The sequence below is a fragment of the Pseudoxanthomonas sp. LjRoot127 genome (assembly GCF_964253495.1).
In the GTDB taxonomy this organism is placed as follows: Bacteria; Pseudomonadota; Gammaproteobacteria; order Xanthomonadales; family Xanthomonadaceae; genus Pseudoxanthomonas_A.
In genome coordinates, this window is sequence record NZ_CAXUQR020000001.1 from 2,475,118 (window position 1) to 2,496,385 (window position 21,268).

A 21,268-nucleotide genomic window follows, 5' to 3' on the forward strand; every position below is an offset into this window, starting at 1 on the left:
TGCCTCCATACGCCGCTTTCGCTTTCCCGATGTCCCAGCTAGCCCAGGCCAGCCGCGACGCCCTCAGTGAGGGCGGCGCCCTGGCGGAACGACTCGACGCCTTTGCGCCCCGTGACGCCCAGCAGCGACTGACGGCGGCGATCGCCGACGCCTTCGACGCGCGCGACGTGCTGCTGGCGGAGGCGGGTACGGGCACCGGCAAGACGTTCGCGTACCTGGTGCCTGCGCTGTTGTCCGGACTGAAGACCATCGTGTCCACCGGCACTCGTGCGCTGCAGGACCAGCTGTACCACCGCGACCTGCCGCGCGTGCGCGATGCGCTCGGCGTGGCCGGGCTGAAGTCGGCGCTGCTCAAGGGGCGCAGCAACTACCTGTGCCGCTACCGGCTCAACCAGGCCAAGGGTGATCCGCAGGCGCTGCGGACCACGTTCACCAGCCGCGAGCACGTGGACCAGTTCCAGCGCATCGTCGCCTGGGGTGGGCGCACCAAGCTCGGCGACATGGCGGAGCTGGCGGCGCTGCCCGACGACTCGCCGCTGCTGCCGCTGGTCACCTCCACCATCGACAACTGCCTGGGCAGCGAGTGTCCGTTCTGGGACGACTGCTTCGTGGTGCAGGCACGCCAGCGCGCGCAAACCGCGGACATCGTGGTCGTCAACCACCACCTGCTGCTCGCCGACCTGGCGCTGAAGCAGGAGGGGTTCGGCGAGATCCTGCCGGGTGCGCAGGCGTTCGTCATCGACGAAGCGCACCAGCTGCCGGAACTGGCGGCCAACTTCTTCGGGGAAGGTTTCGGCATGCGCCCGTTGCAGGAGCTGGCGCGCGACTGCCTGGCCGAATCCAAGGATGCCGCCGGTGCGCTGTCCGCCCTGCAACCGCCGGTGCGCGCGCTGGAGCAGGCGCTGCGCGAACTGCGCGCGGCGATGGAAGGCCTGCCGGCACGCGGGACACGCGAACGCCTGCTGGCCAAGCCGGAGGTGGCGGCCGGCTTCGAGGTGCTGTCCGCTGCGCTCGAGGAACTGTCGGCGGCGCTCGCGCCGCTGGCCGAAGCATCGCTGGGGCTGGAGGCCTGCGCCGCACGGGCGAAGGAGTTCGGCACGCGGCTCTCGCGCTGGTACCAGGCGCCGTCGCGCAAGGGGGCATTCGACGATGATCCCAGCCCGGACGAGGGCGCCGGCGACGTACTCTGGTACGAACTGACGCCACGCGCCTTCCGCTGCCAGCGCACCCCGCTGGACGTATCCGGGCCCTTGCGCCAGCACCGCGAGCAATCGCGCGCCGCGTGGGTGTTCACCTCCGCCACGCTGGCGGTCGGGGGGCGCTTCGACCATCTCGCCGTGCGGCTGGGACTGGACGATCCGCCGACGCTGCTGCAGCCGAGCCCGTTCGACTGGCCGCAGCAGGCGTTGTGCTACCTGCCCACCGGATTGCCGGATCCGAATGCGCCCGGTTACGGCGCGGCGCTGATCGCGGCATTGCGACCGGTGCTGGTCTCCTCGCAGGGGCGCGCATTCCTGTTGTTCGCATCGCATCGCGCGCTGCGCGAAGCCGCCGACGCGCTGCGGGGCGGGCCGTGGCCGCTGTTCGTGCAGGGCGAGGCGCCGCGCGGCACCCTGCTGGAGCGCTTCCGCGAATCGGGAAACGGCGTGCTGCTGGGCGCGGCGAGTTTCCGCGAGGGCGTTGACGTGGTCGGCGACGCGTTGAGCGTGGTGGTGGTGGACAAGCTGCCGTTCGCCGCGCCCGACGATCCGGTGTTCGAGGCGCGCCTTGAAGCGGTACGCCGTGCCGGCGGCAATCCTTTCCGCGATGAACAGTTGCCGCAGGCGGTCATCGCGCTGAAACAGGCGGTGGGCCGGCTGATCCGCAGCGAAACCGACCGCGGCGTGCTGGTGCTCTGCGATCCGCGCCTGACCGGCAAACCCTACGGGCGCGTCTTCCTCGATTCGCTGCCCCCGTTCCGTCGAACCCAGCGCGTGCAGGACGTCCAGCGCTTCTTCGGTGCCGAGATCGAGGAAGCCGCGCCGCCAGCGGTGCCCGCCGGCGACGCGGACGACTGGTTCGCCGATGCACGCTTCTGATCGCGGCCCTGCCGCGTTTAAGCTAACCGCTTCGCTCCTTGCGCACGCCCCATGAAGCTGCTCGCCTTCGAAACCTCTACCGAAGCCTGTTCCATCGCCGTCTACGTCGATGGCGAGGTGCGCGAGCGCTTCGACGTCGCGCCGCGCCGCCATGCCGAACTCGCCTTGCCCTGGGCGGAAGCCTTGCTCGCCGAGGCCGGCCTGGCGCGCAGCCAGCTCGATGCGATCGCCCTGAGTCGCGGCCCCGGTGCCTTCACCGGAGTGCGCCTGGCCATCGCGCTGGCGCAGGGCATCGCGCTGGCGCTGGATCGGCCGCTGGTACCGGTGTCTACGCTCGCCGTGCTCGCGGCGCAGGTGCCGCCGCCGCCGGTGAGCGCGGGCGAGGGCGGCTGCGACGTCGCCGCGCCGCGCGCCATCCTCGCCGCCATCGACGCGCGCATGGGCGAGATCTACACCGGCACGTTCGTGCACCGTGGCGATCGCCTCGAGGCGACGTCCGGCGAAGCGGTGGTCGCGCCCGCGGACTACGTGCTGGCCGGCGACGCGCGTGGCTGGGTCGGCGTGGGGACCGGCTTCGCGGCCTCCGGGGGCGTGCTCGCCGCCCGACTGGAGACGCGTTTCGCCCGCATCGATGCGCATGCGCTGCCGCATGCGTCGGATCTTGCGAAGCTGGCGGCGGATGCCTTCATGCGTGGCGAGGGGATCGCGCCGGAACATGTCGAACCCGCCTACCTGCGCAACAACGTCGCCCTGACCCTCGACGAGCAGAAAGCGCTGCGCGCCGCGCGCAGCTGAGCCGACCGGGCTTTCCGCCGGGGGATGCCATCGGTCATGGTTGACCCGGATCGCGCAGACTGTACTATTCGTATTAGTACAGTTGAGCGAATCCCGCCATGGCCCGTACCACTCCCCTGATGTTGCAGATCGCCACCGGCGACGCGCGGCCGATCGTCCGCCAGATCATCGACGGCATTCGGCTGAAGATCGCCGCCGGTGAGTTGAAGCACGGCGACCAGTTGCCCAGCGTGCGCGGCCTGGCCCAGCAACTGACGATAAATCCGAACACCGTGGCCAAGGCTTATGCGGAATTGACCACGGAGGGCTGGCTGGCGTCGCGCCAGGGCATGGGGCTGTACGTGGCGGCGCCACGCCAGCGCCTGTCCGATGCCGAACGCGAACGACGCCTGGACGATGCCATCGGACGCTTCGTCAACGACGTTATCCCGCTGGATTTCCCCCCCGACGACGTGCAAGCCCGCGTCTCGCACGAATTGCGGCGATGGTCGCCGCGCCGCACCGCCTGAGCAGGACGCGCATCCATGTCCGACGACTACGTCATCGAAACTCGCGCGCTGACCCGCCGCTACGGCCGCAAGCTGGCGCTGGACCACCTGGACCTGGCGGTGCCGCGCGGACGCATCCATGCGATCGTCGGTGCCAACGGCGCCGGCAAGTCCACGCTTTTTCGCATCCTCCTCGGCTTCCTGCCACCGTCGTCGGGGGCGGCGCGCATCCTCGGCCGCGACAGCCAGTGCCTGCGGCCCGACGACCGCAGCCGCATCGGGTTCGTCAACGAAGAACACACGCTGCCGGGATGGATGCGGGTCGATCAGGTGCGCGCCATGCAGCAGCACCAGTACCCACGCTGGAATGCACGGGCGTACGACGATGTCATCGGCCACTACCACGTGCTGCCGCGCCAGAAGGTGTCGCAGCTCTCGCGTGGTGAGCGCGCGGGATTCAACTTGGCGCTGGCGCTCGCGCAATCGCCCGAACTGCTGGTGCTGGACGAGCCGACGCTGGGGCTTGACGTGGTGGCCAAGCGCGCATTCCTCGAGTCGCTGTTGTACAGCACCGCCGCCGAACACTGCACGGTGGTGTACTGCTCGCACCAGATGGAGGAGATCGAGCGCGTCGCCGACAACCTCATCATCCTCGAGCGCGGGCAGCTGAAGCACATGTCCGCGCCCGAAGACTTCACGGCGCGGGTGTCGCTATGGATCGCCGACGTTCCGTTCAAGGGTCCGGACCCGCGCACCGTGCCCGGCCTGCTTGAAGTGCAACGCCTGGATGGCCTGCACCACTACCTCGTGCTGGACCAGGACGAAGGCTTCGCCGACTTCCTGCGGGCGCAGGGAGCGCGCTCGCTCCAGTGCATGCCGGTGAGCCTGGACCGTGCGGTCAACGGTTTCCTGGCCAAGAACCACGCCGCCCCCGCGGCCGCCTGAGGAGATGCCCATGTTCGATTTCTTCAGGAGCGAGCTCGTCCGTTTCCGCGCCTGGGCGGTACTCGCGGCGGTGGTGCACGTGCTGGCCCTGGCCTTCATGGCACGCGTGGTCGATCTGGGCCAGCAACCGCTGCTCGTGCATCGTGTGATCGGCGGCGTGTACGCCTTGTGCGGTCTGTTGCTCGGTCTGTACCAGATGGGCAGTTACCGCAAGCCCAGCCAATGGGTGAGCCTGCTGCACAGGCCGATGCCGCCCGGTCGCATCGCCCTCGCGCTGTCGGCGTCGGCGTCGGTGCTGCTGGCAGTCGCCGTGGCGCTCCCGCTGCTGGCCATCGCAGCCTGGCAGGAGACCCTGACGCCGCGCGTCGTCGATGCGCGCCACTGGCTGCTGCCCCTTTCGGGCTGGCTGATCGCCACCACCGCCTACCTTGCAGGTGCGTTCTGCGGCCTGCGCGGCTGGCGCTGGTCCGGCGCGGCACTGGCGCTGTTGGTCTGGCTGTTGGTCAGCCGTGCATATGGGCCGGCGATGATCGCGGTCGAACTGGTCGTACTGGCCTGGCTGGCGCTGCTGTTGCGCGTCGCCTTCGCCGCCGACCTGGATTCGCCTCCGCGCCACCTGCTGGCGACCGCCGCTGTCGCGTTGCCGTTGCAAGTGGCCTTGCACCTTGCGCTCCTCGTACTGCTGTTCTGCATCGAGATGCTGTGGGTCATGCAGGGCAGCCATCCGAACAATACCCCGGCGCCACCCCCTGGCGGGCACAACGAAGTGGAAAAGATGGATGCAAGGGACCGCATGATCGCGGGCCTGCGCGGCAGCCAGCATCCCGATGCCGCGTTGCTGCGGGAACAGATTCGCCTGTCCGATCCCGAGGGGCTGGGCGTGCAGGTGCCCAAGCTGCCGCAACGCCAGGAACTGGCCAATTTCCGCCCGATGGAGTTCGACGACGGAGAGCGCCGCGAACGTTGGGTGTTCAGCCACGACGACATGCGCCTGCAGGGCTATCGTCTTGCCGACAATCAGGCGGTGGGCACGCTGGGCGTGGGTCCGTCGCACGCGCCGTTTCCTGCCGTGGTACTGCCCGGTGACGGGTTGCCGGGCATGAACCCCGGGGATGCGGTGCTGGTCGGCGGCGACACTCTGTACCAGTACAGGAGCCAGCAACGCCAAGTGGTGCCGCGCCTGCGCGTGAGGACGGGCGAAGCACTGATGGGGGGCGGACCGCTGGGGCAGGGCGTGGGCATGCTCAGCGATCGCGCACTGTACTTCTACGACGGACGCCCGCTGGTGGAAGACGATGCCGTGGTATCGCCCCGGTTACGCGTGCCGTTGCCGGGCGCGATGGGCGACCTGCGCAATCTGGACATGATCGAACTGGTCGATGGCCACCTCATCTCGCTCGCCTTCTCGGCGAAGTCGCACGCCGATGGCGCCGCGCCCGTGCAGATCACGCTGCGCACGCACGACGATGGCCGTATCGAAACGGTGCATCGCCGGGCGCTGGCCTTCGACTATCCGCCTGTCTACCGCTACCGCGACTGGTGGCCTTCTCCGCTCCTGTCGATGATCGAAACGGCAGCGCGCGACCTGTTCTCGCCGCCGCTGCCGCTCGATGTCGTCCATCCCGCGCCACGTCCGATGTCGATGGCCTGGCTGGCAGGCGTGCTGTCGCTGCTGTCGCTGGTCGCAGCGTTCTGGCGGACCTCGCTGACCGGGCTCTCGCCGGCCGCGCGCTGGGGCTGGGTCGCGGCATGCGGGCTGATCGGCTTGCCGGCGCTGGGCAGTCTCTGGCTACTGGTGCCAACACGCGAGACCGCACTCGCGATGAATCCGTCCCATCCAGCGACGGCCTGACCGCTACCGCCCTCGACCCCTCCCGGAGAACCGCATGAGCCTTCTCTCTTCCGGCGCCTGCAGGCGTCCGTGGGCATCGCTGTGGCTGGCGGTCGCGATGCTCACGTCGGCGCCCGCATCAGCGGCAGCCGACACGGCACTGGTCCGCTACCTCGCCACGGAGCGCGCGCGTGCGCCTTCACCGGTCTTGCCGCGCGGCGTCTTGCTGCAACGGGGCTCGATCATCGACATCCGCCTATCGCCGGACGGACGTCGCGTGGCGTGGCTGCGCGAGCGCGGCGAACACCAGGAGCTGTGGCTGCACGTCGTCGCCGACCGCGAACCCCGCCGCCTGCTGGCGGACACGGCGGCACAGGCGCTGGAATGGAGTCATGACGGACGCTGGCTGCTGTTGCGGTCGGCGCGTGACCTGCAGGCGATCGCCGTGGCGGGACAGGGAGGTTCCGGTCGCATCGCTGCGCTGGGCGATGGCAGCGCGACCGCAATGCTCGATGTCGACCATAGCCAGCCTGCGGCCGTACTCCTCGTGGAACGCGAAGGCACCGTCGCCGCACCGCGCGCCTGGCGCCTGGTGCGCGTGGACATGCGCGGACGGCGCACCGTGGTGTGGCAGGACCGCCAGCGCATCGTCGATGCGTTGCTCCGGGACGACGGCACGGTGGCCTGGCTGCAGCGCGTGGAAGCCGACGGCCTTGCCATCGTCGCTATCGATCGGGCGGTCGCGACGCAGGTCGTGCGCCACGACCCCAGCCGGCGCTGCGCACTTCGGGGCATCGCGACCGATGGCTCGGCATGGGTGAGGACCGACCTGGACGGGGATCTCGCGCGCGTCGCACGGCTGTCGCGCGAAGGACGCTTGCACGTCGTGCATGCCGATCCCGACCGCGTGGCGGACGTGGACAGCATCATCGAGGATCCTGTCGACCGGCGGCCACGCTTCGTCGCCTACCGCAGCACGGCCGCCACGCTCCACGCGCTGGACCGCGACGATGCAGCACACCTGGCGGTCCTGCGCTCGAAGCTGGCGGGCGGCGACCTTGCCCTGCAACTCGGCGTGGGTCGCGAGGCGCGCTGGCTGGTGGAGGCATCGTCGCCGCAGAATCCCCTGCGGCGCTGGCATCTCTACGATCCGGCTTCACGGACCCTGTCGACGTTGCTGGAGGAAACGCCGGTGGACCGTCGCGGCGGCAGTGCGGCGGTCGTGGTGCCCGAAGCATCGCTCGCACGGCCGCTGCCGTTGACGTGGAAGGCATCGGATGGGCGCGCGCTGCACGGATTCCTGTGGCTGCCGCCGGGGCGCGATGCCGCGGAGCTGCCGTTGGTCGTGGTGCCCCATGGGGGGCCCTGGAATCACTGGAAGCCCGAGTACCGGTCGCTGAGCCAGTTGCTCGCCAACCGCGGTTATGCGGTGTTCGAGCCCAACTTCCGCGGATCGACCGGTCATGGTCGCGATTACGTGCTCGCCGCGGGTGCGGATTTCGGCAACGGCCGGGTGCAGCGCGACATCACCGACGGAACGCGCTGGCTGCTGGCGCAGGGCGTCGGCGACCCGGACCGCGTCGGTATCGCGGGCGCGTCCTTCGGGGGATATTCCGCGCTGCTCGGCGTCACCTTCACGCCGGACCTGTTCAAGGTGGCGGTCGCCACGGTGCCGCCGCCGGACTTCGGCTGGGTGCTGCGCTGGGTGCTGCGCAATCCCGAGGCGCTGGATATCGGCGGCGCCGTGTCGATGGAGACATGGTTGCGAGGGCAGGGCATCGACGTGGCGGATGCTCAGGCGATGGCGCGCCTGCACGCGCAGTCCCCGCTGGCGAATGTCGACCGCCTGCAGCGGCCGGTACTGCTGGTGGCAGGCGGCGAGGACCGCCGCGTGGGACTTGCAGGCGTCGTCGAGTACGCCGCGCGCTTGGAACTGGCGAACAAGGAGGTCGCACTGCTGGTCGACGCGCAGGCGGGCCACGACGGCGGCTCGCCGATCGCCCGGGAGGCGCGCGCCTACCTCATCGAAGCCATGTTGCATCGCGAACTCGGTGGCATGCCCCCGGCATCGCCGGACCCGGAACTGCGGCGGTACCTGCGCAGGAATCTCCGCCTGCCGGGCGCCCTGGCGCCCTGACGCTCACTCGTCGCGCACTTCGCCCCCGGGCAGGAAGCGCCAGGTGCGGGTGACGTGCAGGATGTCGACGTTCTCCGCCGTTTCCGGCAAGGGCGGGAACGGCGAGGACAGCTGCACGATGCGCTGCGCCGTCGAATCGAGCAGGGGGATGCCGCTGGACTGGATGATGCGGGTCTGCTCGACGCTGCCGTCGCGTCGCACTGCCACGCTGATCACCAGCGTGCCCGCGAGGCGGCGGCGCCGCGCTTCGTCGGGGTAGTTGAGGTTGCCGACGCGCTCGGCGCGGTCCACCCACGCGCGCAGGTAGTTCGCGTAGACGTATTCCTTCGTGCTCGCCGACACGAACTTGCGCTTCGGCCGCTTGGCGTACAGCTCGGAGCGCAGGTGGTACTCGGCGGCCAGCCGCGCCATCTCGGCATCGCGCTGTACCTTCTGCTCGCCTTGCGGAAGCTCGGGCTGGTCGGGTTGCGGGCGGGCTTCCGGGGCAGGCGTGCGGGCGTCGCTGTCGCGCGTGGTCACCACGCGGGTTTCCTGCGGTGGCGCCGGCGCGGTGGTCTGCGCGCGCAGCGGCTGAGGCGCCAGTCCCGTGTCGGGCTGGGGGATCCAGCCGGCCTGGCTGTCGCGGGGACGCCTGGCCTGGTCGCTTTCTCCGCCGCCCTCCTGGTTGGCGGCGGCCAGGAAGTCGGCCTCCTTCGGCGTCAGCGGCGTGCTGGTCTGGCTCAGGATCACATCCAGCGTCGGCATGACGGGCGCGGCGTCGTCGAGCGCAAAGCCGACGCCCAGCACCAGCAGGCCATGCACGATCAGCGACAGCGCCAGCGTGGCGCCGAGGCGTTCGTTGGCGCCGATCCTGGGCGGTGGTACGGGAACCGCCGACATCTCAGCGCGCCATCTTCTTCTCGATCACATCGAACAGCTGCCCGGCGATGTTCAGGCCGAACTGCGCATCCAGCTCGCGCACGCAGGTGGGGCTGGTGACGTTGACTTCGGTGAGATAGTCGCCGATCACGTCCAGGCCGACGAACAGCATGCCGCGTCGCTTCATCTCCGGACCGACCTGCGACGCAATCCAGCGGTCGCGGTCGCTCAGCGGCCGGCCTTCGCCGCGGCCGCCGGCGGCCAGGTTGCCGCGGAACTCGTCACCCTGCGGGATGCGGGCCAGCGCGTAACCGACAGGTTCGCCGTCGACCAGCAGCACGCGCTTGTCGCCGTCCTTGATGCCCGGGATGAAGCGCTGCGCGAGGGTCAGGTGGCCGGGACCGACCAGAGTTTCCAGGATGACGTTGGTATTGGGGTCGCCGGCCTTCACGCGGAAGATCGAGCGCCCGCCCATGCCGTCCAGCGGCTTCAGCACCGCCTCGCCGTGCTCGGCGACGAAGGCCTTCAGTGCGGCCGGGTCGCGGCTGACCAGCGTGGGCGGGCAGCAGTGCGGGAACAGCAGGGCGGCCAGCTTCTCGTTGTAGTCGCGCAGTCCCTGGGGGTCGTTGACGATCAGCGCGCCGGCCTGCTGGGCGACGCCCAGCACGTGGGTGTCGTAGAGGTACTGGTCGTCGACGGGGGGGTCCTTGCGCATCAGCACGACCTGGCCCGGACCGAAGGCGAGCTCATGCGCTTCGCCGAGGGTGTACCAGTCGGCCTTGTCGTCCCGTACGGTGAGCGGGGCCACCTGCGCGTGCGCCACGCCGTCGCGCAGTGACAGCCGCCCGGGCGCGACATAGTGCAGGCGATGGCCGCGCCGCTGGCCTTCCAGCAACATGGCGAAGGTGGTGTCCTTGGCGATCTTGATGGACCCGATCGGGTCCATGACGACGATGACGTCCAGCGGCATGGGGAGGGTTCTGCGGGAGACGCCGCGATGGTATCAGGGCGCGTGCGGTCGCCGCCCCGCGTGCGGGTGGAACACCCTGTCGCGGGTGCCGGCGAAAACTGCGACGCAGTTCGCATCATCCCGTTCATCGGAACGGCGGTCGGCGCTGCGGCTTGACAGTGCGCGCCGTGATAGGGGATATAGGCAGCAACGCAGCGTGGCCGGTTCGTCAATGAAGCCACGCGCGCATGGGGAAATCAGGTAATGACGCAGAACGAAGGCCAGGCCGGTGGATTCCACGGCCTACGGGTCATGGTGATCGATGACTCGAAAACCATCCGCCGCACCGCGGAAACCCTGCTGAAACGCGAGGGTTGCGAAGTCGTGACCGCGACCGACGGGTTCGAGGCCCTGGCCAAGATCGCCGACCAGCAGCCGCAGATCATCTTCGTGGACATCATGATGCCGCGCCTGGACGGGTACCAGACCTGTGCGCTGATCAAGAACAACCAGGTGTTCAAGTCCACGCCGGTCATCATGCTGTCGTCCAAGGACAGCCTGTTCGACAAGGCGCGCGGGCGCATCGTGGGCTCGGAGCAGTACCTGACCAAGCCGTTCACGCGCGAGGAACTCCTCGACGCCATCCGCGCCCACGTCAGCACCTGAGGGGCTGGCGCCATGGCGACCATTCGCACTGAAGGCACAGGGGGCGGGCGATGATCCGCACACCGTTCGACACGCTCGCCGAATACGAGCGCCGCAGCCTGGCGCACGCCGTGCTGCAGCCGGCGCGCGAGATCGCCCAGGACCAGTACCGCGGCGTCGGCTACCGTGTCGGCAAGCGCCGGCTGATTTCCAACTTCGGGGAAGTGGTGGAAATCGTGCAGATGCCGCCGGTCACGCCGGTGCCGGGCGCACACCCGTGGCTGCTGGGCATCGGCAACCTGCGCGGCAACCTGTTCCCGGTGGTCGACCTGAAGCAGTTCCTCGAAGGCGAGCGCACCGTGCTGCACGAGGGCCAGCGCGTGCTGGTGATGCGCCAGGCCGGCGGCGACGTCGCGCTGACCATCGACGAGCTGTACGGCCAGCGCAGCTTCCACGAATCGCAGCAGGTCGAGCCGGGGGATCTGGCGGACGGCCGCTACGGGCATTTCATCGATCGCGCCTTCGCCAGCGACGATCAGCGGTGGGGCGTCTTTGCGCTGGGGTTGTTGGCGCGCACGCCCGAATTCCGCCAGACCGCGCTCTGAGCGCGTACGACAAGCACAATCCAGGGGTTGAACGATGAGCACTGCGACGGATTCTCCTAGCGCCGGCAAGGTCGGCAGTTTCGGCAACAACTTCTGGTTGCTGCTGCTGGCGCTGTCGGTGCTGGTCTTCGGTGCCAATACCGGCGTGGCGACCTACCAGGGCAGCCGGTTGTCCGGTGCCAGCACCGGCGCATCGGACATGCGCGTGCTGTCGCAGCAGCTGGCCAACCAGGGCCGTGAAGCGGTGGCCGGCAACGCCGAGGCGTTCAAGGCGTTCAAGGAGACCAAGCAGTCGGTCGAAGCCACGGTGTCCAGCCTGCAGAGCCGCTTTGGCAGCGAGGGCGCCATCGCCGGTCCGCTGGCCAAGCTGAGCGCCACCTGGGCACCGCTGGGCAAGAGCGCCGACCAGATCGTCGCGTCCGAAGCCGCCGTGCTGGCGCTGGCCGGCAACGCGGACCGGTTCGCCACCCAGGTCCCCAACCTGCAGGCGCAGCTCAACGAAGTGGTGCGTGCCATGTCGGCCGGCGGTGCGCCGTCGTCGCAGATCTACAGTGCCCTGCAGCAGGTGGTGCTGGCGGGCACGATGGCCCGTCGCGTGACGGAAATCCGGGCCGGCGGCGCCGGCGCCGCGACTGCGGGCGACGCGCTGGGCCGCGACGCCGTGCTGTTCGGCCAGGTGCTGGACGGCCTGCGCGACGGCAACCCGGACCTGGGCATCGCGCCCGTCCGCAACGCCGCGGCGCTGTCGGCGCTGCAGAATTCGCAGGCGCTGTGGACGGCGATGAAGAAGGACCTGGACGCGATCCTGGCCAGCTCGCGCAACCTGTTCGCGGCGCAGTCCGCCGCGGCGGCGCTGACCAACGGTTCGGGCGAGATGCTGCAGGACAGCACCAACCTGTTCCAGGCGTTCTCGGCCTTCGGTTCTGTGCGCGATACGCGCCTGTTCCCCAATTTCTGGCTCGGCATCGCCTCGGGCATCGCGGCGCTGGTCTCCATCATCGGCCTGCTGTGGTCGCTGTACCGCACCCGCCAGCGCGAGCAGGAAATGCGCTACCAGACGCAGGTGGAATACAACAGCCGCAACCAGCAGGCGATCATGCGGCTGCTGGACGAAATCAGCTCGCTGGGTGAAGGCGACCTGACGGTGAAGGCCTCGGTGACCGAGGACATGACCGGCGCCATCGCGGACGCCATCAACTACGCCGTCGACGAACTGCGCAACCTGGTGACCACCATCAACGACACCTCGGTGCAGGTGGCCGCGTCGACCCAGGAAACCCAGGCGACGGCCCTGCAGCTGGCGGAGGCCGCCGGCCACCAGGCCGACCAGATCACCACCGCCTCCGACCGCATCAGCGAGATCGCGACCAGCATCGACCAGGTGTCGAAGAACTCCACCGAGTCCGCCGAAGTGGCGCAGCGCTCGGTGCAGATCGCGACCGAGGGCGCCGGCGTGGTGCGCGAGACGATCCGCGGCATGGACCAGATCCGCGACCAGATCCAGGAAACCTCCAAGCGCATCAAGCGCCTGGGCGAGTCCTCGCAGGAAATCGGCTCGGTCGTGGAACTGATCAACGACATTTCCGAGCAGACCAACATCCTGGCCTTGAACGCCGCCGTGCAGGCGGCCTCGGCCGGTGAAGCGGGCCGTGGTTTCGCGGTCGTGGCCGACGAAGTGCAGCGCCTCGCCGAACGCACCTCGGGCGCGACGCGCCGCATCGAATCGCTGGTGCAGACCATTCAGGCCGATACCAACGAAGCGGTCAGCTCGATGGAGCAGACCACCGCCGAAGTGGTCTCCGGTGCGCGACTGGCCGAGGACGCGGGTACCGCGCTGGGCGAGATCGAGCGCGTGTCGAACGACCTGAACAACCTCATCAAGGGCATCTCCGGTGCTGCGCAGCAGCAGTCCGCCGCCGCGCTGGACATTACCCAGACGATGGGCGTGATCCGCCAGATCACCTCGCAGACCTCGCTGGGCGCCGGGCAGACGGCCGAGTCCATCGGACACCTGGCGCAGTTGGCCGCGGACCTGCGCCGTTCGGTCGCCGACTTCAAGCTGCCGGGCTGAGGACGGGACGCAACGCATGAATTTCCTACGCCATCCCGCCCGCCTGCAGCGCGAGGCTGACGGTTCCCTCGTCGCCGCGGGAGCCCGCCCATGAGCGCGCTGCGCGAAGCCATGAGCCACGCCGTGCTCGGCTGGGTGAAGCCCGAACTCGACGAGACCCTGCGCCAGGTGCGCCAGGAAATCGAGGCGTTCGTCGAGGCGCCCGCCGACACCAGCCGCATGCGCTTCTGCGCCGGCTACCTGCACCAGGTGCAGGGCACCCTGCGCATGGTGGAGTTGTATGCGCCGGCGATGGTGGCCGAGGAGCTCGAACTGCTGGCCAAGGCCTTGCAGGACGGCAGCGCGGGCGATCGCGACGAAGCATGCTCCACGCTGATGCGCGGCGCCGTGCTGTTGCCGGATTATCTGGAGCGGCTGCAGGAAGGCCATCGCGACATCCCGATCGTGCTGCTGCCGTTGCTCAACGAGATCCGCGCGGCGCGTGGCGCGTCCGGGCTCAACGAAAGCATGCTGTTCCCGCCGGGGTCGCGCGACGATGCGGCGCCAAGCGAGGCCGAGATCGACCACGCGCGCAGCAGCCTCAGTGGCCGCAACCGCGAGCTGCTCGACACCGTCGGCAATGCGGTCAAGGAAGAACTGCTGCGCGTCAAGGACGCGCTCGACCTGCACCTGCGCACCGGCAGCGACGCGCACGAACTGGAATCGCAGGTCACCGAACTGGGCAATGTCGGCGATACGCTCGGCATGATGGGCCTGGGCGTGGCCCGTGACGTGGTCATGCAGCAGCGCGACACGCTGCGCGAGGTCGTGGCCGGGACGCGTCCCGCCGACGAAGGCACGCTGCTCGACGTGGCCGGTGCCCTGCTTTATGTCGACGCATCGCTGGACGACCAGGTCGCGCGCCTGGGCAGCGGTGGCGATGCCGGCCCGGACCCCAGCGCGGCCGAGTCGCAGCGCACGGTGGAAGTGCTGGCGCAGGAAGCCATCATCAATTTCGCCGGCGCGCGCGAGCGCTTCGTCGCGTTCATCGAGACCAACTGGGATCACGCCGAACTGGCGGAGGTGCCGCGGCTGCTGGACGAAGTGGCTGGTGCCCTGCGCATGCTCGAGCTGGGCCAGGCCGGCGACTACGTGGTCGGCGTGAAGCGCTACGTCAGCGGCGAGCTGATCGGCAAGAAACGCGTACCGGGCGGCCAGCAGCTGGACACGCTGGCCGATGCGATGGCCAGCCTGGAGTACTACCTGGAGGCGCTGCGCGAGCGGCGTCCCAACCGCGAGGACATCCTCGAGATCACCCGCGGCAGCCTGGAAGCCCTGCGCTACTGGCCGCTGCCCGCCGAGACCGTCGTCGCCGAGACGCCCGCCGCCGCGCCCGCGGCCGAGGCATTGCCGGTGCCGCCACCCGCTGTCGACGCACCCGCGCTCCCGTCGTTCGGCGAGCTGTCGCTCGAGCCGGTCGATGCCGCGCCTGCACCAGCACCGCATGCCGGGGCGAACCCGTTCGATCCCGTCGGCTTCGAGGAAGCCGACAGCGTCGAGGCACCGACGATCGAAGTCGCCCCGGCAGGGGTGGAACCGACCGTCGACAGCGAAGAGGTCGCCACGGCGGATGCGCCGGCCGACGCCCTGCCCGGGATGCCCGAAGCGCCCGTTGCCGTGTCGGACACCGACGCCGACGCGCTGCCCGACCTGCGCCACGAGATCGCTGCCGCAGCGGCCGCCATGCCGGCTGCCGTCGTAGGCGGTTTCGACGGCGATACCACCGACATCGACGACGACATCCGTGAGGTGTTCCTCGAGGAGTTCGACGAAGAGATCGTCAACCTCCGGCAGCTGCTGCCGGCCTGGCGCAGCAATACCGAAGACCTCGAACGCCTGCGGCCGATCCGCCGCGTCTTCCACACGCTGAAGGGAAGCGGCCGTCTGGTCGGCGCCAAGACGCTCGGCGAATTCAGCTGGAAGGTCGAGAACATGCTCAACCGCGTGCTCGACCGCACGCGCGCGCCCAGTCACGCCGTCGAAGTCCTGCTGGAGCAGGCCTGCGACGCGTTGCCCCAACTCAATGCCGCGCTGCGCGGCCAGGGCAGCGTGACGGCGGACCTGGCCGGCCTGCAGGACGTGGCAGACCGGCTGGCGGCGGGCGAAGACGCCTACTACAGCGCGGAACCGCCGGTCCTCGACGACGAGGCCGACTTCGTCGAACCCGCCTCCGTCGCGCCGCCGGCCACCTTCGCGGACGACGCGCCAGCCGTGTTCGAGCCGGAAACCGAGGGAACCCCGGCATCGGTCGACGCCGTGCTCCGCGAAATCCTCGAGGCCGAAGTCGACAACCACCTCGATACCGTCGACCACTGGCTGCAGAAGGCCCAGGTGGAGGCCACGCCGGTCAGCGAAGATCTGCTGCGCGCCATCCACACGATGAACGGTGCGCTGGCGATGGCCGACGTGCCCGAGATCACCCAGGTCACCGCGCCGGCCGAACAGTACGTCAAGCGCCTGCTGGCCGCGGGCGAAACGCCCACGCCGGAAGGTGTCGCCGCACTGGCCGATACCGCGCAGGCGATCCGCCGCAGCGTCGCCGCGCTGCAGGCTCCGTCGCCGCGCATCCCCGTGTTCGCCGCACTCGCGGGCCAGTTGCGCGCGCTGGGCGACAGCCTGCCCGACGTGCGCCACGGGGCGCAGATCGTCGACGACACCCAGCAGGGCACGTACGTCGGCCAGACCACGGCCGCGCCGGTGTCGCCGTCCGACATCGAACTGGCAGCGCTCGACCTGTCGGCATACCTCGACAGCGAGACGTTGCAGGGTGCCGGCGAATCCGCTGCCGCGACGGCGCAGCAGGGCGGAGCATCCGACGACCTGTCCCTGCCTGCTTCCGACGAGCACACCGACGCCCTCGCGCCGGTCGAGGCGCATGACGCTCCCACGCCCGTCGAACAGGACGTCAAGACGTTCTACGACATCGATTACCGCATCCTGCCCCGCACGCGGGCCGCGGATGTGGAGGGTGCACCGGCACCGGTCGAGGCGCTCGCCACGGATGCGCCGGCAGCCATCGAACAGACCGACATGGCCATCGGCGAGCCTGAGCTTTCGCTCGAGGCTGCCGCAGAAGGCGTCGAGCCGGCGGCCTATGAAGTGGAGCCGGTCATCGCGGACGCACCGGCGCCGGCCGCCGACGAGGCAGTGCCCGGCGTCGAAGACGATGCCCTGACGGTCGATGGCGATCTGCCGGCCTTCCTCGCCGAAACCGACGGGGCGCAGGCCGCGGATGAAGGTGCCGAGGCGGCCGATGACGCCGTGCCGGCGTCGACGGCTGAAGAAGCCGCGACGGCGGACGACCTCGCCCTGACCGACATCGACACGGCCGATGCCACGACCGCATCGGCGGGGATCGCCGACGAAGCCGAGGTTCCGACCGCAATCGAGGACGACAGCGCGATGGCTGACGATGCTGTCGAGACGGTCGATCCGTCGCACGTGCCGTCCGACGATGCCGGAATCGCTGTGGACTTCGCCGACAGTGCCGGGACGGATGAGGCGCCCGCCTCCGATGCGATCGCCGTGGACGGGGGCGACGTGCCTGCCTCCGCCGAGGACGCCGTCGTCGAGGACACGACCGTGGCCGAAGACGCGGATGCCGGCTTCGACGACACCGTCGAGGTGGCCGAGGCGCCGGAACCGGCGCCGCTGGATGTCGAAGCCGTTGCCTCCGTCGAAGCCGAGGAGTCTGCCGTGACCAGTGCACCCGCCGACATGCCGGAGCCGGAAGAGGCCCTCGACCTGACCGGTCTCGACCTGGACCTGGTCGAGATCTTCGTCGAGGAAGGCAACGACCTGCTCGACCACGCCGACGACCTGATCGCCAAGCTGCGTGAAACCCCGGAAGACCGCGCGCTCATCACCAGCCTGCAGCGCGACCTGCATACGCTGAAAGGCGGCGCTCGCATGGCCGGCATCCATGCCGTCGGCGACCTGGGGCATGCGATCGAGACGATGCTCGAGTCGATCGCGGGCCAGCGCACGGAGCTGGACCGCCGCGCGATCCAGTTGCTGGAACGCGGCTTCGATACGCTGCACGGGCAACTGGCCCGCGTCACCGCGCGCCGCGCAGTCTCGATCCCCGACGGCATGATCGCCGAGTTCAACGCGCGCGCCCGCGGCATCGAGCTGCCGGATGCGCCCGTCGTCTCCGACGCGCCCGCTGCGCCGATCGAACTCGCGCCGCTGTCGGCACCGATCGATACCGAGGCCGCCGCGCCGGTGGAGGAAGAGTTCTTCCCGGTGGGCCAGCAGGAACAGGTCCGCGTGCGCGCCGACCTGCTCGACCGCCTGGTCAACAACGCCGGCGAGGTCGCGATCTACCGCGCGCGCCTGGAGCAGCAGCTGGGCGCGTTCCGCGGTGCCATGGCCGAGCTCGACCGCACCAACATCCGCATGCACGACCAGCTGCGTCGTCTCGACCTGGAAACGGAAGCGCAGATCGTCGCCCGTTACCAGCGCGAGCACGACAAGCAGGATCCCACGTTCGATCCGCTGGAACTGGACCGCTTCTCCACGCTGCAGCAGCTCAGCCGCGCGCTGGCCGAGTCGGCCGCCGACATCAGTGGCCTGCAGGGCGTGCTGGACGATCTCGCGCGCCAGTACGACAGCCTGCTGCAGCAGCAGTCGCGCGTCAGCTCGGAGCTGCAGGATGGCCTGATGCGTGCGCGCATGCTGCCGTTCGAAGGCATCGTGCCGCGCCTGCGCCGCGTGCTGCGCCAGGCGGCCACCGAGACGCACAAGCAGGTCAGCCTGCAGTTCTCCGGTACGCACGGCGAAATGGACCGCAACGTGCTGGACCGCATGACCGCGCCGCTGGAACACCTGCTGCGCAACTCCGTGGCGCATGGCCTGGAAACACCGAAGGAACGTCGCAAGGCCGGCAAGCCGGAAGAAGGCACCGTGCACGTCGCGCTGCGCCGCGAGGGATCGGAAATGGTGCTGGAGGTGTCCGACGACGGCGCCGGCCTGAACCGCGACGCCATCCGCAAGCGCGCCGAGCAGCGCGGCCTGCTGCAACCGGGCGCCGTATTGCCCGACAGCGCGCTGGACCGCCTGATCCTGGAGCCCGGCTTCAGTACTGCCGACAAGGTCAGCCAGTTGGCGGGTCGCGGCGTCGGCATGGACGTGGTCTACAACGAAGTGCGCCAGCTGGGCGGTTCGCTGGAAATCAGTTCCGTGCCCGGCAAGGGCGCCACGTTCACCCTGCGCCTGCCGCAGACGCTGGCGGTCAGCCAGGCGGTGTTCGTGCAGATCGGCGAAACGCAGTTCGCGGTGCCGGTGGCGGCGGTCAGCGGTATCGGCCGCATCAGCCACGCCCGCTTCAGCGCCGGTGCCGGCAGCTACCACTACGCCGGCGAAGACTACCCGCTGTACAACCTGGGCCATCTGGTCGGGCAGGGTGCCGCCAAGGCCGAAGGCCAGCCGCAGGTGCCGCTGCTGCTCGTACGCTCCGGCGACCTGCGTGCCGCCGTGGCGGTGGACCAGGTGCTCGGCAACCGCGAGATCGTGGTCAAGCCGGTCGGCCCGCAGATCTCCTCCATCCCCGGCATCTATGGCGCCACGATCACCGGCGACGGCAGCGTGGTGGTGATCCTGGATGCGGCACCGCTGGTGCGCCGCCACCTGGCGCAGCCGCAGGAGCCTGCAGCGCAGGCACCGGTGGTGGAACAGCGCCGGGTGCCGCTGGTGATGGTGGTCGACGACTCGCTGACCATGCGCAAGGTCACCAGTCGCGTGCTGGAACGCCACAACTTCGAGGTCAGCGCCGCGCGCGACGGCGTCGAAGCGCTGGAGAAGCTGGAAGAGCGCGTACCCGACCTGATGCTGCTCGATATCGAGATGCCGCGCATGGATGGCTACGAGCTGGCCACCGCGATGAAGGCCGATCCACGCTTCAAGGACGTGCCGATCGTGATGATCACCTCGCGTACCGGCGACAAGCATCGCCAGCGTGCCTTCGATATCGGCGTGCAGCGCTACCTGGGCAAGCCCTACCAGGAGCTCGATCTGATGCGCAACGTGTACGACCTGCTGGGAATCGCCCGTGTCCGTGAGTGAAGCCAAACGCGTAGCCCTGCTGGCGCGCCCGGGCGAGGCGCGCGAGCGCCTGCGCGTGGCGCTGCACGACGCCGGCGCCGAGATCGTGCTGGAAGACGACCCCAACGCCCTCGACGCCGACGCGCTCGGCAACAGTGCGCCGCAGGTGGTGCTGGTGGCGCTGGAGCCGGCCATCGAGGACAGCCTCGAGCGCTTCGACAGCGTCTTGCATGACCCGGCCGTCGCCGTGATCTTCGACGAGGCCGATCTGGCCGCCAAGCGCCAGGGCTGGGAGGCCCAGCGCTGGGCACGCCACCTGGCTGCCAAGCTGCATGGCCATCGCGACGTGCTGCCGCCCGGTCGGGAAGAAGACGTGGGCCTGCAGCTCGAACCGGGATTGCCGGTAACGCCGGCGCAACTGCACGAAGGCGCAGAGATTTCCCTGCACGTGGAGGAAGCGGCCGACATGGCGCTGGAACTGCCGAGCGACGATTTCGCCTATACCGGCGGCCTGCAGGTGCGCGAGGGGAACGAGCAGGTCGTCGACGTCGATGACTGGCTGCGCGCGGCGTCGCCGCAATCCGAATCCGACCTCCCGCAGACGCCGCCGCCGCTGCCCGAGTTGCCCGCTGCGGTTCCGCCGCCCTTGCCTGCGTCCGTGTCCAAGTCCACCTTCGATCTCTCGACCCTGGAGCTCGAACCGCTGGATGGCGCATCTGCAGGCGCGACGCGCGTGCAGGGCGCGGTGCTCGTATTCGCCGGCATCGGGGGACCCGACGCCGTGCGCAAGTTGCTGGCCGATCTCCCGACCGGCTTTCCCAAGCCGGTGATGGTGCACCTGCGCCTGGATGGCGGCCGTTACGACAATCTCGTGCGGCAGATGGAGCGGGTGTCGCACATGCCCGTGCTGCTCGCCGAAGCAGGCAAGGCCGCCGACGCCGGACACGTCTACGTGCTGCCCGGCGACGTCGTGCCGTTCGTCGATGCCGGCGCCGTGGGCTTCCGTCCCGGCGACGCGATCCAGGCCACGATTCCACAATTGCCGCCGGAAGACAGCGCGGTGCTGCTGCTCAGCGGCAGCGACACCGGACTGGTGGATGCGGCGGCGGCGCTCGGCAAGGAGGGTGCCCTGGTCATGGGCCAGTCGCAGGAGGGCTGCTACGACCCTGCCGCACCGAAGGCGCTGGCCGCCCGTGGCGCCGAACTGGGCACCCCCGCGCAACTCGCGCAGCGCCTGACCGACCGCTGGTTCTGAAGGACACACGATGGCCCATTCCAACGACGAAATCCGCGGCGTCCTGATCCAGGCGGGCGAATACCGGTTGCTGCTGCCCAATGCCACCGTGGCGGAAGTGCTGACACGCGCGCCGGTCGAGCCGGTTGCCGACATGCCCGACTGGTTGCCGGGACGGATCGACTGGCACGGCTGGGCCGTGCCGCTGGTCGCCTTCGGGCGCCTCACCGGCAACGCGAGCGAGCCGGTCGCGCTGAACAGCAAGATCGTCGTGCTCAAGGCGTTGAGCGGCGACAAGGACCGCCCGTACTTCGCCCTGCTGACGCCGTCCTTCCCGCGGCTGGTGTCGGTACCGCGCGACGGCCTGCTGGCCGATGCGACCGAGGAGGATCTCCCCGTCGGGGTGAAAGTCCGCGTGCTGCTCGGTGACGAAGCCGCCGTACTGCCCGACCTGGAAGTGGTCGAAACGATGATCGGCGACGCGCTGGCAAGCGCGGCCTGACGTACCCCGCTATCTGCAGGAGCGGCCGTGGGCCGCGCCTGAAGTTTTC

14 protein-coding genes are annotated in these 21,268 nt (G+C 69.6%); 12 read left to right on the top strand and 2 right to left on the bottom strand.

What is annotated here, in order from left to right; all coding sequences use genetic code 11:
* The first annotated feature begins 29 nt into the window (after positions 1–29).
* The 6 genes from ACSQ19_RS11395 to ACSQ19_RS11420 all read left to right on the top strand — a co-directional run bounded on the left by ACSQ19_RS11395 (position 30) and on the right by ACSQ19_RS11420 (position 8,274).
* Entirely contained in the window at positions 30–2,078 is a 2,049-nt protein-coding gene (locus tag ACSQ19_RS11395; RefSeq protein ID WP_435997065.1) for an ATP-dependent DNA helicase, read from the top strand.
* Between the two features lie 51 nt (positions 2,079–2,129).
* Positions 2,130–2,873 (top strand): tRNA (adenosine(37)-N6)-threonylcarbamoyltransferase complex dimerization subunit type 1 TsaB, encoded by a 744-nt coding sequence (gene tsaB / locus ACSQ19_RS11400; protein ID WP_435997067.1) that lies wholly within the window; start codon positions 2,130–2,132, stop codon positions 2,871–2,873.
* 98 nt (positions 2,874–2,971) lie between these two features.
* On the top strand, positions 2,972–3,382 hold the full coding sequence (locus ACSQ19_RS11405; RefSeq protein ID WP_435997069.1) for a GntR family transcriptional regulator: 411 nt from the start codon (positions 2,972–2,974) through the stop codon (positions 3,380–3,382).
* Positions 3,383–3,397: 15 nt separating this feature from the next.
* The gene (locus tag ACSQ19_RS11410; protein ID WP_296282775.1) at positions 3,398–4,306 is read left to right on the top strand and encodes an ABC transporter ATP-binding protein; all 909 of its coding nucleotides are present in this window, start codon (positions 3,398–3,400) and stop codon (positions 4,304–4,306) included.
* 10 nt (positions 4,307–4,316) lie between these two features.
* Positions 4,317–6,158, top strand: coding sequence for a hypothetical protein (locus tag ACSQ19_RS11415; RefSeq protein WP_435997071.1), 1,842 nt, complete (start codon positions 4,317–4,319; stop codon positions 6,156–6,158).
* A gap of 34 nt (positions 6,159–6,192) precedes the next feature.
* The gene (locus ACSQ19_RS11420; RefSeq protein WP_435997073.1) at positions 6,193–8,274 is read left to right on the top strand and encodes a S9 family peptidase; all 2,082 of its coding nucleotides are present in this window, start codon (positions 6,193–6,195) and stop codon (positions 8,272–8,274) included.
* 3 nt (positions 8,275–8,277) lie between these two features.
* Here ACSQ19_RS11420 and ACSQ19_RS11425 read toward each other — a convergent pair whose 3' ends face one another.
* Both ACSQ19_RS11425 and gshB read right to left on the bottom strand, forming a co-directional pair.
* A complete protein-coding gene (locus ACSQ19_RS11425; protein ID WP_296282772.1) occupies positions 8,278–9,153 on the bottom strand; it encodes an energy transducer TonB in 876 nt (291 codons plus the stop codon).
* Between the two features lies 1 nt (position 9,154).
* Positions 9,155–10,102: a glutathione synthase gene (gene gshB, locus ACSQ19_RS11430; protein WP_435997076.1), complete on the bottom strand. Its 948-nt coding sequence runs from the start codon at positions 10,100–10,102 to the stop codon at positions 9,155–9,157.
* 243 nt (positions 10,103–10,345) lie between these two features.
* On the opposite strand from gshB, the gene pilG reads away from it, so the two are divergent.
* The 6 genes from pilG to ACSQ19_RS11460 all read left to right on the top strand — a co-directional run bounded on the left by pilG (position 10,346) and on the right by ACSQ19_RS11460 (position 21,219).
* Positions 10,346–10,747 (top strand): twitching motility response regulator PilG, encoded by a 402-nt coding sequence (pilG, locus tag ACSQ19_RS11435; RefSeq protein ID WP_162110591.1) that lies wholly within the window; start codon positions 10,346–10,348, stop codon positions 10,745–10,747.
* 53 nt (positions 10,748–10,800) lie between these two features.
* A complete protein-coding gene (locus ACSQ19_RS11440) occupies positions 10,801–11,331 on the top strand; it encodes a chemotaxis protein CheW (protein WP_296282780.1) in 531 nt (176 codons plus the stop codon).
* A 34-nt stretch (positions 11,332–11,365) separates the two neighbouring features.
* Positions 11,366–13,402: a methyl-accepting chemotaxis protein gene (locus ACSQ19_RS11445; RefSeq protein ID WP_435997078.1), complete on the top strand. Its 2,037-nt coding sequence runs from the start codon at positions 11,366–11,368 to the stop codon at positions 13,400–13,402.
* Positions 13,403–13,492: 90 nt separating this feature from the next.
* Positions 13,493–19,504, top strand: a complete 6,012-nt coding sequence (locus ACSQ19_RS11450) for an Hpt domain-containing protein (RefSeq protein WP_435997080.1) — start codon at positions 13,493–13,495, stop codon at positions 19,502–19,504.
* The gene (locus ACSQ19_RS11455; protein WP_299340821.1) at positions 19,491–20,738 is read left to right on the top strand and encodes a chemotaxis protein CheB; all 1,248 of its coding nucleotides are present in this window, start codon (positions 19,491–19,493) and stop codon (positions 20,736–20,738) included. The genes ACSQ19_RS11450 and ACSQ19_RS11455 overlap by 14 nt, the downstream gene beginning before the upstream one ends.
* A gap of 10 nt (positions 20,739–20,748) precedes the next feature.
* Positions 20,749–21,219 (top strand): chemotaxis protein CheW, encoded by a 471-nt coding sequence (locus tag ACSQ19_RS11460; protein WP_296282767.1) that lies wholly within the window; start codon positions 20,749–20,751, stop codon positions 21,217–21,219.
* The last annotated feature ends 49 nt before the right edge of the window (positions 21,220–21,268 follow it).